Origin of the sequence: Euzebya tangerina (assembly GCF_003074135.1) — a bacterium.
GTDB classification, from domain to species: Bacteria; Actinomycetota; Nitriliruptoria; order Euzebyales; family Euzebyaceae; genus Euzebya; species Euzebya tangerina.
The window spans coordinates 537,962-552,924 of sequence record NZ_PPDK01000002.1 but is presented as its reverse complement, the minus strand read 5'-3'; the positions used below and the strand labels follow the sequence as shown (position 1 = coordinate 552,924).

At 69.1% G+C, this 14,963-nt stretch carries 9 protein-coding genes; 4 read left to right on the top strand and 5 right to left on the bottom strand.

The window, feature by feature from the left end:
* Window positions 1-58: 58 nt before the first annotated feature.
* Window positions 59-2,830, bottom strand: coding sequence for an AfsR/SARP family transcriptional regulator (locus tag C1746_RS18280; RefSeq protein ID WP_240599053.1), 2,772 nt, complete (start codon window positions 2,828-2,830; stop codon window positions 59-61).
* A gap of 141 nt (window positions 2,831-2,971) precedes the next feature.
* On the opposite strand from C1746_RS18280, the gene C1746_RS18275 reads away from it, so the two are divergent.
* Window positions 2,972-6,391 carry a cell wall-binding repeat-containing protein gene (locus C1746_RS18275; RefSeq protein ID WP_116716180.1) on the top strand — a complete coding sequence of 1,140 codons (3,420 nt, stop codon included), beginning with the start codon at window positions 2,972-2,974 and terminating at the stop codon, window positions 6,389-6,391.
* A gap of 49 nt (window positions 6,392-6,440) precedes the next feature.
* On the opposite strand, the gene C1746_RS18270 is transcribed toward C1746_RS18275, so the two are convergent.
* On the bottom strand, window positions 6,441-9,335 hold the full coding sequence (locus C1746_RS18270; RefSeq protein ID WP_162867922.1) for an ATP-binding protein: 2,895 nt from the start codon (window positions 9,333-9,335) through the stop codon (window positions 6,441-6,443).
* 80 nt (window positions 9,336-9,415) lie between these two features.
* Between C1746_RS18270 and C1746_RS18265 the strand changes: the two genes are divergently transcribed.
* Window positions 9,416-10,081 carry an MBL fold metallo-hydrolase gene (locus C1746_RS18265; protein WP_116716178.1) on the top strand — a complete coding sequence of 222 codons (666 nt, stop codon included), beginning with the start codon at window positions 9,416-9,418 and terminating at the stop codon, window positions 10,079-10,081.
* A 34-nt stretch (window positions 10,082-10,115) separates the two neighbouring features.
* Here C1746_RS18265 and C1746_RS18260 read toward each other — a convergent pair whose 3' ends face one another.
* Together C1746_RS18260 and C1746_RS18255 are read right to left on the bottom strand one after the other, a co-directional pair.
* Entirely contained in the window at window positions 10,116-10,505 is a 390-nt protein-coding gene (locus tag C1746_RS18260; protein WP_116716177.1) for a type II toxin-antitoxin system death-on-curing family toxin, read from the bottom strand.
* Window positions 10,498-10,701, bottom strand: a complete 204-nt coding sequence (locus C1746_RS18255; protein ID WP_116716176.1) for a CopG family transcriptional regulator — start codon at window positions 10,699-10,701, stop codon at window positions 10,498-10,500. Before C1746_RS18255 ends, C1746_RS18260 begins: the two co-directional genes overlap by 8 nt.
* Before the next feature lie 77 nt (window positions 10,702-10,778).
* Here C1746_RS18255 and C1746_RS22210 point away from each other — a divergent pair, with 77 nt between their 5' ends.
* Window positions 10,779-10,925 carry a hypothetical protein gene (locus C1746_RS22210; protein ID WP_162867921.1) on the top strand — a complete coding sequence of 49 codons (147 nt, stop codon included), beginning with the start codon at window positions 10,779-10,781 and terminating at the stop codon, window positions 10,923-10,925.
* Window positions 10,926-11,136: 211 nt separating this feature from the next.
* Here C1746_RS22210 and C1746_RS18250 read toward each other — a convergent pair whose 3' ends face one another.
* Window positions 11,137-11,535 (bottom strand): hypothetical protein, encoded by a 399-nt coding sequence (locus C1746_RS18250; RefSeq protein WP_162867920.1) that lies wholly within the window; start codon window positions 11,533-11,535, stop codon window positions 11,137-11,139.
* Between the two features lie 143 nt (window positions 11,536-11,678).
* Here C1746_RS18250 and C1746_RS18245 point away from each other — a divergent pair, with 143 nt between their 5' ends.
* A complete protein-coding gene (locus C1746_RS18245) occupies window positions 11,679-14,852 on the top strand; it encodes a choice-of-anchor B family protein (RefSeq protein ID WP_116716174.1) in 3,174 nt (1,057 codons plus the stop codon).
* The last annotated feature ends 111 nt before the right edge of the window (window positions 14,853-14,963 follow it).

Genomic DNA, 14,963 nt, shown 5'->3' with positions numbered 1-14,963 from the left:
AACTGTCGTAGACGGCGAGTGCCGGTGTCCTGACTCCGAACCCCATGGGCATCGGAGGTCATAGCTCGTCCTGCCACGCATCCAGTGCATCGGGTAGTGACCTGATCGTCCGGGCCAACAGGACCGCCGCGCGGGGGCCGAGCGAGGCCTTCGCAACGTCGACCGCGGCTCGATAACCGGGCGCCTGCGGGAGCTGGCCCCCACGTCCGTACCGCTGCACCAACCGCTCGCCGAGCAGCACCGCCTCGTGCTTGCCCAAGGCGGACAACGGCTCGAACAGCCACGGCAGGGAGGCAATGGCCTGGATGTCATGGCCGGCCTCTCGTGTCCTCCTCAGGGCCTGGACGAGGGCGCGCAGCTTCTCCTCGTGGTCGAGGCCCTGGGCAAGACCGGTCCAGGTGGCACGAGCGACGGCCTCGATCGTGGCGGCCCCACTCTGCTCGCCGTAAGTCAGCGCCTCAGCCAGGGCCTCGCGCGCCACGTCGATCTCGCCCAGCGTCATGTGCGCAAGTCCCGTGGCATACCACGTCCACCCCAACAGGGACGGCACGCCGGTGCCAGCGGCCAGCTCACGGGCTTCAGACGCCGTTGCCATCAGCCACTCGCGAGGGCGGGCGGCCATGGCCCCGTACATGGCCATGGCGCCCTGGTTCATGGCCCCCGCGTAGGTGTTGCCCGTGGCGAGGACCCGCGCCGCATTGGCCTCCAAGCGACCGAGCGCGTTCTCCAGGTGCCCTTCGGCGGCCAGCGCGTGGGCCGCCAACGTGGCCAACTCAGCCGCCTCCCACTGATGGGCTGGCGGGCACGCCGCCAACGCCTGATCGACCATCGAGATCACCGTGGAGGTGCCCCCGGAGACGAAGGGGCCCCAGCCCGCGACCCCCGTGGCCCGACAGAAGCCCGGTAGGCCCCTGTGCGGCGAGCCGGTGATGGCCTCATGCGCCCACGCCGACACATCCGGACGAGACCGCCATCCCACGAAGCACATCGTCTGCGCCGCCAGCCACACCTGCTGATCCGACCGTCCCCTGCGACCCAGCTCAACGTGGACGGCGTGCAGGTTCGTGATCTCCTGCTCCATGCGCTGGGCGGCCCGCGGTTCGTCTGACGTCCGCATCCGAGCGTCGAGGCCTCGGGCCAGATCGACGTGGTAGGTCAGCACCTGCCGGGTCAGGTCCTCGGTCAGCTCGGGCACCACGTCACTGAGCGCCAACTCCCGGACCGTGTCCAACATGCGGTAGCGGCCCGCGTCGACGTCCAGATAGGCCACGCTGGCCTCGGCAAGCTCCACCACCTCATCGAACAGACCCAGGTGGTCCAGCAGGTCCGGTCGCGCGCCGCCCGGCAGAGTCGCCAACACCCGCATCGCGCGACGTTGCGGCATGTCCAGCCGGTCCACGGTCCACCGGATGGTCTGCCCCATCGTGTGGTGCCGCTCGGGACGGACCCCGCTGCGATCGGCAAAGGCCAGTCGGTCTCCGAGTTCGGTGAGAACGGCGGCAGCGGGGACAACAGCGAGGCGCGCAGCCGCCAACTCGAGCGCCAAGGGCAGCCCCTCCACTCGTCGGGCGATGGCGGCCAGGGCATCGCCGTCCTCCTCAGCGTGCCGCTGGGCTCGCAGTCGCGATCGCAGTAGCAGCGCGGCCTCCGAATGCTCCTCCCCCTCACCTCTCGTCGTCCGCAGCGGATCAAGCCGGTGGACTGCCTCGCCAGGGATCCCGAGTCGGCGGCGACTGGTCACGAGGATCCGAGCGGTGTCCGGCAGCGTCACCGCGTTCAGCAGTCTGGCGAGGTCTTCGCGGACCAGATCGGCGGAGTCGAGCAGGACCAGACCCGCCGCGGTCGCCAGCAGACGACAGACCTCCGGGCCAAGGGCCTGGCCCGGCGCCGGATTCGCTCCCAGGACCCGTGCCAGCGCCACGTGGAGATCATCGGAACGCCGCGCAGCGGCCAGGTCGACCCAGACCGCGGCAGCCGACGGATGCTGCTGCATCACGGCTTGCGCGAGGCGGGTCTTGCCGACACCACCGGGACCGACGATGGTGACCAGCTGATGGGTGGCCAGGAGCCGCTCGAGCCTGGCCATGTCCGCCTGCCGGCCGACGAGGTCACCAGTGCGATCGGTCGGACCGTACGAGGTCCGGAACAGGGCCGCGGGGTCCAGCGCAGCGAGGTGAGCCCGGCGGAGCTCTTCGCCCGGATCAAGTCCGATGTCCGCCAGGCGACGGTGCGCCTCCAGGAAGCTCGTGGTCGCCTCAGCTCGGCGCCCCAGCGCATGCAGTCCGGACACCACAGCCAGCCACGCCGCCTCCAGGTATGGATCCTCCTCCAGCACGCGGCGTGCCAGGGCAACGGCATCCGCTGGTCGGTCGACGCGGAGGTACGCCGCCGCGCAGTCGCACAGCACCTGGTTCCGACGGGTCCGGACCCGGGTCCGCGCCGCATCGAACTCCCCCCGGTGCGGGAGATCGGCGAACGGCACCCCGGGTGGCCACCGGGCGACGATCTCATCGACGCGCGACGCGTCCGGCCGATCCTCTACCCGTCCGCTCGGCTGAGCTGTGGCGACGGTCGCGACCGGTCCGAGCCGATAGCCCTCGGATATCGTCTCGACGAAGCCCGCGACGGTCTTGGCCCGAACCGTTCGGATGTAGTTCTGCAGGGTCTTGCGAGCGGTCGCCGGCGGCGCGGCATCCCAGACCGCAGCAATCAGCTCGGTCGTCCTCGCTCCGACCGGGTGGGAGGCGGCCAGACAGGCGACGATCGCCCGTTCACGTGGGGCCAACGGCACGACCTCACCCCCTGATGTGACGGTCGTCGGCCCGATCACATCGACCAAGAACGCATCATGGGTAGCGATCTGTCGACCGTAGAGGATGGTGGCCGGGCGGCTCGACAGTTTCTCTCGACCGTTTCTCGACCGCTGGCCTCTAGCGTCGCGCCAACGTCCTGACTCTGAGGGGAGCACGTCATGCAGAACAGCCGACCGAGAACCGGTCCGAGCAGGTACGGCCTGGCCCTGGGGGTGGCACTCGGGCTCGTGCTCTCACTGCTCGTGGCCGTGCCGACCACCGCACAGGAGCCCGACCTGGTCCGGGTTCAGCTGGCCGACACCGTTGATGTCGCCGTCGACATCTCCGGCCTGGGGTTCCCCAGCGGCGAGGCCGTCGACCGCGTGCTGCTCGGCCGGCGTGACCTGTTCGCCGACTCGCTGGCCGGCGGCGTCCTCGGCGACGGCTCGCCGCTGCTGCTGACCGACAAGGGGTTCCTGTCCGATGCGGTCGTCACCGAGCTGGAACGGCTCAGCCCGACGCGGGTGACGATCCTCGGTGGCGACCAAGCCATCGCCGCGGAGGTCGTGGACCACCTGGAGGCGATCGGCTACACCGTCGACCGTCTGTTCGGCCCCTCACGGATCGAGACAGCGGTCGAGATCGCCGAGTCCGTCAGTTCGTCCAGCGCCATCCTCGCTCGGGCTTTTCCTGCTGCCGGTTCGGCCGACGACACGCAGGCCTTCGCCGACTCCCTCCCCGCGGGCGCGCTGGCGGCCCAGACGGGCCAACCGGTCCTGCTGACCCAGACCGATGTCCTGACGGGGTCGACCCGGGACCACATCCAGGCCGCCGGGTACGACCGGATCACGATCGTCGGTGGCACGGCGGCGATCAGCCAGAGCGTCGAGGACGAGGTGGCGGCCCTGGTTGGCACGGTCGAGCGCGTCAGCGGCCCGTCCCGGTTCGACACGGCGATCGCGATCAACCAGGCCCGGGGCCTCACGGAGCCGAACGCCGGAGCGACCCTGATCATCGCCGACGGGCAGGTGCCGGATGCGTGGAGCGCCGGCTTCTCCGCAGCGGCGCTGGCGGCCGCGGACGATGCTCCGATGGTGTTCACCTCGGGGACGACCGTGCCGCCGGCCACCGCCACCTTCCTCGAGGGTGGCAGCCCGCCGGCCCGGGTCATCTGCTCTGCGCACCCGGATGCGTGCAGTCAGGCGGAGGTGCTGCTCGGCGTCGAGGCCGCCGGCACGATCGGCCCCATCGACATCGGCGTCGACCCCTCCATCACCCCCAGTCGGGCCACGATCACCGATGCGGAGGGCAACGAGCGACCGGTCGCGGTCATCGACGATGGCCTCGGCGGCCGGATGGAGTTCGTCGCCGACGAGCTGGTCGTGATAGGTGATGCCGACGACCTCGCGATGGCCATGGATGCGGCGGCGGGAACCATGGCCGAGAGCGCCTCGACCGACGAGCTGACCGGTGACTCGGGCGGCACCGCCCAGCTGATCCGCGTCGACACGGCCGCCGCGGACCCACCCGCCCTCGCTGACGGCCTCTTCGCTCTGGACCCGTACGCCCGAGGCTCGCTGATGGCCTCGAGCCAGGACGGGCTGGACCTGATGGCCGTCGCCGCCCAGTTGGCCGCGCAGGGCGTGGTCGCCGGACCGAACATCGTGTTCGGTGGGGACGACGTCGTCAGCGGCGACCTCGCCGAGGCCCGCACCGGCGACTTCACGCCCTACAGCCGCGACCCGCAGACCTGGGACTGGCTGGACGGGAGCCTCAACTTCGGTGTCCCCGACGCCTGGCGGGCCCTCGCCCTGACCGGCAACGCCGACACCCGGTCGCTCGACTTCGGCGTGATGGACGCCGGTTTCCCGATGGACGAGGAGATCCCTCCCGGGTCCGCCGGCTTCAGCAACATCCCCAACGCCCCCGGCGCCTGTGGCGGCGGTGACTGCCCGTTCCACGGATTCGACGTCACCGTCACCGCCGTCGGCCAGGTCGGCAACGGCCGCGGCACCGCCGGCGTGGCGGGGCCGGTCGCAAGCGCCCAGATGGTCTCCTTCGCCGGCGACCTGTGGGACATCCTGGCCTCGGTCCTCGGCGGCGCGCCGCGGCTGCTCACCTCCGACGTCATCAACATGTCGTTCTCGGCCAAGGTCCCCGCGATCCTCTCACCGCTGACCTTCCCACTGGATGTGATCACACGGAACCTGGCCCGGGCCGGGGTCATCATCACGGCCAGCGCAGGCAACGTGAACGGGGGCAATCCAGATTCAGCCAACGTGGACGGCGAGGACTGCTTCATCGTCTGCTGGGAGGAGCAGCGGGTGATCCCGTGTGAGCTCGATCGGGTCGTCTGCGTCGGCGGGGTGGCGCCGAACAGCACCGACCGGGATCCCGGCTCGTGGTTCGGTCGCGAGGACGTCGACCTCTGGGCGCCCTTCACCGTGTTCGTCGGTCCACAGGTGACGCGTGGCGGTCCGGACATCACCGACGGGGTCACGCAGAAGAGCGGCACCAGCTTCTCCGCGCCCTACGTCGCTGGGGCCTTCCTGTTGGTCAAGGCCGCCAATCCCTCGGCCGGAGCGGGTCGGGTCCTCAACACCCTCCGGACGACGGCGCTGGCGGGAACCAACCGGGCCGGTGCCATCGTGCAGCCGTACGCAGCCGTCCAGCAGGCGCTCGGAACCTCGACCGATCCGTTCTTCCTCGACTGGACGTCACCGGAGGATGGCGCCACGATCACCTTCGGCGACGTCCGCCTCCGAGCAACCGTCACCGAGGTCGACGGGCCGGTGGACGTGCAGTGGTTCCTCAACGGGGGCCTGGTCTCACGAGACCCCGAGTTCGACCTGGACCGCGATCTGCTCGACGTCGGAGCCAACGAGATCCGACTGGTCGCCACGTCCGGGCCTTACACCTTCGATCAGTCCCGCAGCATCAGCCGATCGAACACCGCGCCGACGCTCACGATCGAGAATCCCGCAGACGGGCAGACCTTCTTCGAGAGCCAGACCATCCCCTTGACCCTGCGATCCTTCGACCCGGACGAGTCGCCCGGCTTCGAGCTGCCGGACAGCGCCATCACCTGGCTGGCCGGGGGTGTGGCGATCGGAGCCGGCAGCAGCGACAGCGTCCCGGCAGCTGATCTTGGAATCGGTGCACACACGATCACAGCACGTGGCGACGACGGGCTCGAGACCGTCGAGGAGACGGTGACGATCACCGTGGAGGCGGACCCCGCCAACGTCCCCCCGAGCCCGCTGATCACCGCGCCGACCACGGACAGCATCGACGCCTGTTGCATGGCCAACCCCGGCGACCCGGGCCCCTGGTACGCCGAGGTCGATCTGGCTGGCACCGCCTCCGACCCTGAGGATGGGTCCCTGAGCGGCGCCTCACTCGTGTGGACCACGACGGCCGACGAGAACGGCGACGACACCGAGACCACCCGCCAACTCGGGACCGGCACATCCCTGTCGAACGTCCGTCTCTACGTCTCCGGCTGCGGGACGGTCCATCAGCTGACCCTGACCGCAACGGACTCCGGGGGTGAGTCGTCGGACGTGACGCAGTCGTTGTCGGTGTCGCTGCTCTGCTGAGCCCATCGAGGTGGCGAGACCTCCTTGAGCGGTCGACCGGGACCGATGGCTACGGCTCGTCGCTCCCGGCGGTCACCTGCTCCAGCATCGCCTCCAGATCGTCGAGGGACCGCTCGAGCTCGGGAACGGGCCGGCCCGCCAGGCGTCCGGCCTGCTGACCCAGCCGGCGCCGAGCCTCAGCCAGGCCCTCGTCGTACCCCGGTGCCTGCGGCACCCGACCCGGATGGCCGAAGCGGCGGATGAGCCGCTGCACCTGGAGCACCTCCCCGTCCCGTTCGAGCTGCGCGAGGGGCCCGATCATCCACGGGAGGAGCATCATCGACTGCCGCGGCTGATCGGTGGCCCGCATCCGACGCATGGTCCGGAGATGGGACGCCAGGACCTCCTGAGGCGAGAGGTCCGGCGAGATGGCCGTCCAGGAGCGTCTCGCGACGGCGTCGATGAGGGTGGCACCTCCCTCCTCCGCCATGGCAAGCGCTTCCTCGAAGGACAGCAACGCCTCGTCCAGCTGACCGCCTCGCACCTGCCACATGCCGGTGGCGTACCAGCTCCACGCCAGCAGGGTCGGAACACCGAGCTCGGCTGCGATCGAGCGGGCCTGCTCCGCGACGGCGTCCCAGTCCTGCGTGATCTCGGGGGCCAGCGCCCCGTAGAGGACCATGGCCCCGAGGTTCATCGCCTGGGCGTAGCGATTGCCACTCGACCTCGCCAGCTCCTGCGCATCCCGCAGACGGGATTGCGCGCCCACGAAGTCCCCCGCGGCAGCCAGTGCGTGGGCGACCATCTGACCGAGCTCGGCCGCTTCGTGGTGCTGGGCCCGTGGGGCGGCGCCGATGGCGCGATCAACCAGGTGGGCGACCCGCTCGGTGTCATGTGCCACGTACGACGCCCACGCAACCACGCCGGTCGCCCGGCAGTAGCCCGGGATGTCGATCCGGGGAGCCTGGGCGACGGTTGCACCGAACCAGGCGGCCAGGTCAGGGCGGGAACGCCACGTCGCGTAGCACGCGAACTGGGCCGCCAGCCAGATCTGATCCTCCCCGCGCCCGAGCTCACCGAGCAGGTCGAAGGCCGACCGGAAGTTGGGGAGCTCATCGGTGATCCTGCGCACCGCCTTGCCCTCCGCTGGGGTGCGCAGTTGCGCGTCCAGGTCGACGGCCAGCACCACCTGGGTCTGCAGCAGCCGGTCCAGGAGTTCGGCGGGCAGCTCTGGCAGCGCGAGCTCACGCCCGTACTGCTGAATGACGTCCAGCAGCTGGTAGCGACCACTGTCGATCTCGAGGAACGCCAGGCTCATCTCGGCCAGCTCGATGGCGCCGTCCAGCACGTCGAGCGTGGTGAGCAGCTCCGTGTCCGCGCCGGCCGGCAGCACCGAGAGCACGCCGAGCGCGAGTCTGGCTGAACGACCCAGACGGTCATGGCTCCACTGGATCGTCTCCCGCAGGGTCTGATGCCGACGTGGCCGGGTGGAGCCCACGTCGGAGAGGGACAGCAGGTCGTCCAGCTCGGCCAGGAGCTGCGGCGCAGGGACGGTCGCCAGCCGGGCGCCAGCCAGTTCCAGGGCGAGGGGAAGCCCATCGACGCGGGTTGCGATGGCCGTGACCGCGGCGTGCTCGGCAGGGGCGAGACGTCGGCTGCGGCGGGCCCGGGCTTCCAACAACCGGTCAGCGGGCGAGGGGCCGCCCCGGCCATCGCCGCTGCTCGACGCGGCAGTCTCCAGCGGGCTCAGGTGGAACAGCACCTCGCTGGGCAGGCCGAGCCGCTGACGTGAGGTGATCAGGAAGCGGGCATCCGCGGGCAGTCGAGCGGATGCCAGGAGCCGGGCGAGGTCGTCCACCACCAGATCCGCGCAGTCCACGAGGACCAGACCGCGGACGCCGGCCAGGAGCGTCTGCACCTCGGGTTCGAGCTCGGCACCCGCGACCGGTGTGGCACCCAGCGTCTGCCCGAGTGCGACGAGCATGCTGTCCCTCCCCCGGACGTTGGAGAGGTCGACCATCCCGCTGAGCTGCTGCGTGTCCGCCGTCGCCACCTCCTGAGCCAGCCTCGTCTTGCCGACGCCGCCCGGCCCGGTGATGGTGACGATCTGGTTGACACCCAGCAGGTCGTGGACCTCGGCCATCTCGCGTTCGCGCCCGACGAAGCTGGTGCTGGTGGGTGAACGCAGGGACGACGAGAGGGGTGGCACCTCGGGGTCGGCCGCGAGGGTCTTGCGGTGCAGAGCCGCCAACCGACCCCCCGGTCGCAGCCCGACCTCGTCGAGGCGACGATGCGCACGAAGGAACGTGGCGGCGACTTCCGCCCTCCGGTTCTGCGCCACCATCACCGAGATCAGGACCACCCAGCCGTGCTCGATGAACGGATCGTCGGCCAGCACCCGGACGGCGATCTGCTCGGCCTCGGCCAGCTCACCGCGGGCCAGCCGGTAGGTGGCGCACCAGGTGAGACATCGGGTGCGATCGTGCCGCAGCCCGGTCCGCTGGGCCTCGACGTCGGCATCGCGAAGCCCACGAAGCAGCTCCCCCGGCGGCAGGGTGGCTTCGAGCCAGCGCGCCTCCTCCTCCGAGATGGCGGCATCAGCGTCGGCGGGGTTGTGGATGCGGGAGGCCAGCTGACGCACCCGTTGGGCGTCGACCGACACGCCAGGCGAGAGGCGGTACCCGTCGCCGGTCGTGTGGACCAGATCGGGGGTGGCGGCCCGCCGCAAAGTGACGACGTAGGTCTGGAGGGACTTCCGGGCGGTCGCGGGGGGTGTGTCCCCCCACACGGCGCTGATCAGAGCGTCTCGGTCCACGACGCGCGGCGCGGAGATGGCGAGTCGTCCGAGGACCTGGCTGACCTTGGGTGGCAGTCGGATCTCCTCGCCGGAGGGCGCGCGGAGGACGGTCCGGTCGAGGATCTCGACCCGGAAGGCGGGGGGTGTTCCACCGGCGCTGCTTCCCACCGCTCCACCGTAGAAGATTGCGCCCCAGCCCGGCCGTCTGAACGCGCCGCCACTCCCGGTCATGCAGTAGAACAGGAGCCATGAGCACCGATGCGTCATACCCGGAACGTGGCCATGTCGAGACCGGCGGCCCGGCGGCCGTGAGACAGGTGGGCGATGGTCAGGGCGGTCACGTCGAGATTCGCAAGCTCTCCGTCGGCCCCATGGACAACAACTGCTACGTACTGGTCAGTGGCGGCGAGGCGCTGCTGATCGACGCAGCCAACGATGCCGAGCGGATCCTCGAGGCTGTCGAGGACCTTGACGTGGTGACGATCATGACGACCCACGGGCACCAGGATCACTGGCAAGCCCTGGCTGCGGTCGCGGAGGCGACGGGGGCCGAGGTCGTCTACCACCCGGCGGACGACGACATGATCCCGGTCGAGGCTGACCGGCACGTCGACCACGGGGTCGAGTTGTCATTCGGATCGGCCGGCGTGCGCCTGATCCACAACCCCGGTCACACCCCAGGGTCGACCTCGGTGCTGCTCGGGGAGTCACACGTGTTCACGGGAGACACGCTGTTCCCCGGCGGAATAGGACGTACACACTCTCGCGAGGAGTTCGACGTGGCCTACGAGCACGTCGTCGAGCACCTGTTCAGCCTGCCGGACGACACCTGGGTGTATCCGGGGCACGGGGACGACACCACGATTGGGGACGAGCGTCCGAGTCTTGAGGAGTGGCGGGAGCGCGGCTGGTAGCTCGATGCTGCTCCCATAGCGTGACGGCAGGGCATCAGCGTGGGTTGAGCCGGCGCAACTCCCGGGCGATATCGGGAACGTCGCGCAAGGATCCGTCGGCGACCGCGATCACCAGATCGTACGCCGCGTCGGCGTCGACTTGTTCCAAGAGGACGCCGTTCTTGGCCAGGAACACCCAGGTGGCGAGCCACCCCAGTCGCTCGTTCCCGTCGACGAGTGGGTGACTGCTCACGATCGAGTGCAGGAGCGCGGCGGCCATGTGCCACACGTCGGGGTAGGCGTCTTGGCCGAACAGGGATGCTCGGGGCCGGTTGACCGCCGCATCCAGGAGACCGAGATCGCGCACGACAACGGGTTCGCCGGTGGCCACTCGCGCGATCTCAAGGGCCTGCTCGGTGGTGAGGTGGTTGACCGGCTCACTCACCGAGTCGAGCAAGCAGGGCCGCAAAGCGCTCGGCGCCCTCCTCGGCCAGTCGAAGGGTCAACTCGCCATCGGCTCGCCGCATGAGGTACTCCTCGACCGCCGCGGTGACGACCTGGTGCATGGAGCGGCCTTCGGTGTCAGCCCGTGCCCTGAGGGCGGCAGTCTGCTCGTCGGTGAACCGGACGTTCATGGCCATAACCAATACGGTACCATATCGGTACCAGTAACCAGCCCACGCTTGTCACCATGGCAGCTGCACCGAAGACCTAGCTGATGTACACCGCAGGGTCTCGATTCCCCGGTGGACCGGGCAACACCTTCGGCAGCGCCGATGCCTTCGACGTCACCATGGACTCCCTCGAGTCCGAGATCTTCGGGCCGTTGGGCGACGATGTCTGGGTCTATCCAGGGTCACGGTGACGACACAACCCGGGTTAGGAGCGGCCCAGCCTTCAGGAGTGGCGCCAGCGCGGCTGGTGAACGACCCACCAGCGTCCCCAGGCCAGGCAATCGGCCCGGCCGAAGACGTTGTCCGCGGGGAGCACGCCACGAGATCCTCGACGAGACCGATCGCGACGAGGTCACGATGGACATCATCGGCTTCCTGGACCGCACAATCGGCTCGTAGCGATCAGCGGCGCCGACCCAGCACCGCCGCAGCCGCCAACACCAGGGTCACCAGTGACAGGACCACCAGGCGGGGCGCTGCACTGGTGTCGTCGTCCGGCGACCGGGTCGTCAGCTCGAGGAAGAGCAGACTGCCGAACACGGTCAAGCACACGTACAGCGCCAGTCGTGACCCCCGCCGAACCAACTCCCCCGCCGCAACCGTGACCACCCCGGCCACCAGCAAACCACCCTGCGCCGAGGCGTTCAGGTTGATCACATCCGTCGACATGCTGACGACGGCCAGGACCGCGTTGAGCGCGCCAAGGACGAGGAGCATCCAACCGGCGGCCCTGCCCAGAGGTGTCGCTGCGGCTCGGGTGACCCCCGTGGAGGTGTCTCGATGCTGACTCGTGGTCTTCACGCCACCGGATTCTGGCACAACCGCTTGACCTCGGCGGGTCGTCTGGCCTAGGTTCGCTTGAATCCGACGTGAGCACGCCGCTCTCCGTCGATCCGTCGCCTCCCGTATGGCCGCCGCCTGCGGGCTTCTCGGAAGGAACCGCAGTGTCCCACCGCTCCCTCAACCATCCCAGTCGGGCTGCCGCCACGCTGCTGGCCATCGCGCTGGCCGCGACCATGCTGTTCTCGGTGCCGCAGACCGCTCAGGCTCACGATGGCTGCACGGTCGCGCCACCCGCTGCAACGGGGGCCGTCGGTGCTGTGCTGGACGCCGTCAACGTGTTCACCTCCCTGATCGGCGACTCGGTTGCCGAGTGCACCGGTTTCGAGGTCGACAGCGTTGCCGACATCAGCGTGAACAGCGCCGAGTGCATCGACGGCATGGCCGGTGAGTTCCGTTGCGAGAACATCGATCTCGTCGGTCACGTGTCACACGAGGAACTCGGGACGACCGTGCTCAACGACATGTGGGGCTGGACGGATCCTGAGAGCGGCGAGGACTACGCGCTGGTCGGGTCGCGGACCGGGACGGCCTTCGTCAACATCACCAACCCGGCGTCGCCGGAGGTCTACGGCTTCCTGCCAACAGCCTCCAGCCAGGGCGGCGACGTGTGGCGCGACATCAAGGTCTATGAGAACTACGCCTACATCGTGTCCGAGCACGACGATCACGGCGTCCAGGTGTTCGACCTGACCAGGCTGCGTGACTGGAACGGGACGTACACGACGTACGACGTGGACAACCTCTACACGGGCCACGGCTCGGCCCATAACATCTTCATCAACGAGGACACCGGCTTCGCCTACTCCGTCGGCGCTGGCCCGACCTCCGACCAGCGCCCCTACGAGGTCCGGGTCGATGGCGGTCCGACGTACCTGGCCAGCGGCGCGGCCTTTGGTCCCGCACCGGGTGACCCGCCGGAGACGGGCGACTTCATCCTGACCGATGACGGCGTCGTCGACACCAACTCCGACACCACAACCGACGCGTGCACCGAACTGACGCAGACGCTCGACGGTGAGATCGCCATCGCGCTGCGCGGCAGCTGTGCCTTCACCGTGAAGGCCGCGAATGCGCAGGCCGCGGGTGCCTCTGCCCTCATCGTCGTCAACTCCGGCCCGGGCAGCTTCGACATGGCCGGAGCCGACGACACCATCACGATCCCCTCGGTCATGGTGTCCCAGGGTGATGGTGAGGCCATCATCAACTCCCTCCCGCAGTCCGGCGAGATCGGCCTGAACAGCAACTCCGCGCTGTGCGGCAACGGCCTGCACATGATCGATCTGGCCGACCCGGCCAATCCCACGTTCGGCGGCTGCTTCCAGACGCACGACTACGTCCACGACACCCAGTGCGTGATCTACGACGGGCCGGACGCCGAACACGTCGGCAAGGAGATCTGCTTCAACTCCAACGGCATCGAGTACGCCGCGATGGGTGAGAACTACCTCTCCATCGTCGACGTCACCGACAAGCTGAACCCGATCCCGCTGGCGCGGATCCCCTACGACACCTCCGGCTACTCCCACCAGGGCTGGCTGACCGAGGATCACACCCGCTTCATCCACAACGACGAGGGCGACGAGGTGCTCGGGACGGTGCAGGAGACCTCCACCCGCGTCTTCGACGTGACCGACCTCGACAACCCCTCGGTGGAGAGCACCTTCAACAACGGCGAGGTGTCGATCGACCACAACATGTACACCCAAGGTCGCTACGTCTACGCGGCGAACTACACCTCCGGTCTGCGGGTGTTCGACTTGATCGAACTCGGCACGCCGGGCGGTGAGCTCAGCGAGGTTGCGTGGTTCGACACCTTCCCCGACGACGATGCCAACCCGGTCACCGAGTTCGGCGGCGGGCTGTGGAGCAACTACCCGTACTTCGCACAGCGTGGACTGATCGGTGTCAGCAGCCAGGACCGCGGTCTCTTCCTCCTGGCACCCAACCTGGAGGACGTCGTGACCGTCGAGGCCACCGTGGAGACCGCGGATGCCGAGACCGACGGCGAGTTCACCCTGACACGGGCGCAGTCTGCGATCGAGGCGCTGACCGTCGAGTACCAACTGGGTGGCACCGCTGCCATCGGTGAGGACTACGTGGAGCCGACCGGCACGATCACCTTCGACGCCGGCGAGACCGAGGCGTCCTTGCCGATCGAGGTTCTTGACGCCATCGAAGAGGACGGCACGGTCGAACTGACCGTCATCGCTGGCGACGACTACATCCCGGGCGACCCGGCATCAGCAACCGTCACACTCCAGGCAGGCGACCAAGCGTCGGTCACCGAGCTCGAAGCCGACGACAACGTCGCTCGGTCCATCGAGCTCTCCCAGCTGGTCTTCCCGCCGGACAGCGACACCCCGACCGACACCGATGGCCGCTTCGCTCAAGAGGACGACACGTCAACTGACACCGTCCTGATCGGCCGCGACAACCTCTTCGCCGACTCCCTGTCCTCTGGAGGCGCACAGGGTGTCCTGGGCGCACCGCTGCTGCTGACACCCGGCGAAGGCCTTGACGACCGCGTCGCGGACGAGATCGAACGTCTCGGTGCTGAGCGGGCCATCCTGCTGGGTGGTGTGGACGCCCTGTCCGAAGAGGTCGCCGACGATCTGGAGGATGTGGTCGACACCGTTGACCGCGTCGAAGGCCCGACGAGGCTCGAGACCGCGGTTGCGGTGGCCGACGAGTTGGTCGACACGAGCAGCGACACGGCCATCCTGGCCCGTGCGTACCCGGCTGACGATGGCGAGCCGACCCAGGCCTTCGCCGACGCGCTGGCCGCGGGTGCGCACGCCGCGGACGTGCAACTGCCGCTTCTGCTGACCCAGACCGACGTGCTCAGCACCTCCACCTCGGAGTGGCTCGAGTCGAACGACATCGCCAACGTCGTCGTCATCGGTGGCAACCTGGCCATCAGTGACGAGGTCGTGACCGACCTAGAGGATCTGGGCATCACCGTGACCCGGGTCGGCGGCGAGAGTCGTGCTGAGACAGCAGTGTCGATCGCAGCCGCGAGAGGCGCAGCAACCGCAGCCGACGCTGACTCGTCGCTGTTGGTCGACGGCGCGAACGCAGATGCCTGGGCGGACGCCTTCCCGGCAGCCCTGTTCGCGAGCCAGCAGCTGACACCCATCGTCCTGGTCTCGGGAGACACCGTGCCCCCCGAGACGGAGACCTATCTCACGGACGGTGGCACCCCCTTGGTCTGCGCGAGCTTGACGACCGAGGCCGCTTGTGAGGCCGCCGCCGATCTGCTGGGAATTGACTCCTAGCAGGTCGCCCTGCACAGACGGGCCCGCCACCTGGCGGGCCCGTTTGCTGTTCACGGCAGGTCGAGCGAGGGCGGGCGCGGAAACCCGTCGAGCTGACGGAGCACCACCCGC

What these genes read in the sequence shown, in the direction of transcription:
- C1746_RS18275 (WP_116716180.1), top strand. Translation starts at nt 2,972, where the DNA reads ATGCAGAACAGCCGACCGAGAACCGGTCCGAGCAGGTACGGCCTGGCC.
- C1746_RS18265 (WP_116716178.1), top strand. Translation starts at nt 9,416, where the DNA reads ATGAGCACCGATGCGTCATACCCGGAACGTGGCCATGTCGAGACCGGC.
- C1746_RS18255 (WP_116716176.1), bottom strand. Translation starts at nt 10,701, where the DNA reads ATGGCCATGAACGTCCGGTTCACCGACGAGCAGACTGCCGCCCTCAGG.
- C1746_RS22210 (WP_162867921.1), top strand. Translation starts at nt 10,779, where the DNA reads ATGTACACCGCAGGGTCTCGATTCCCCGGTGGACCGGGCAACACCTTC.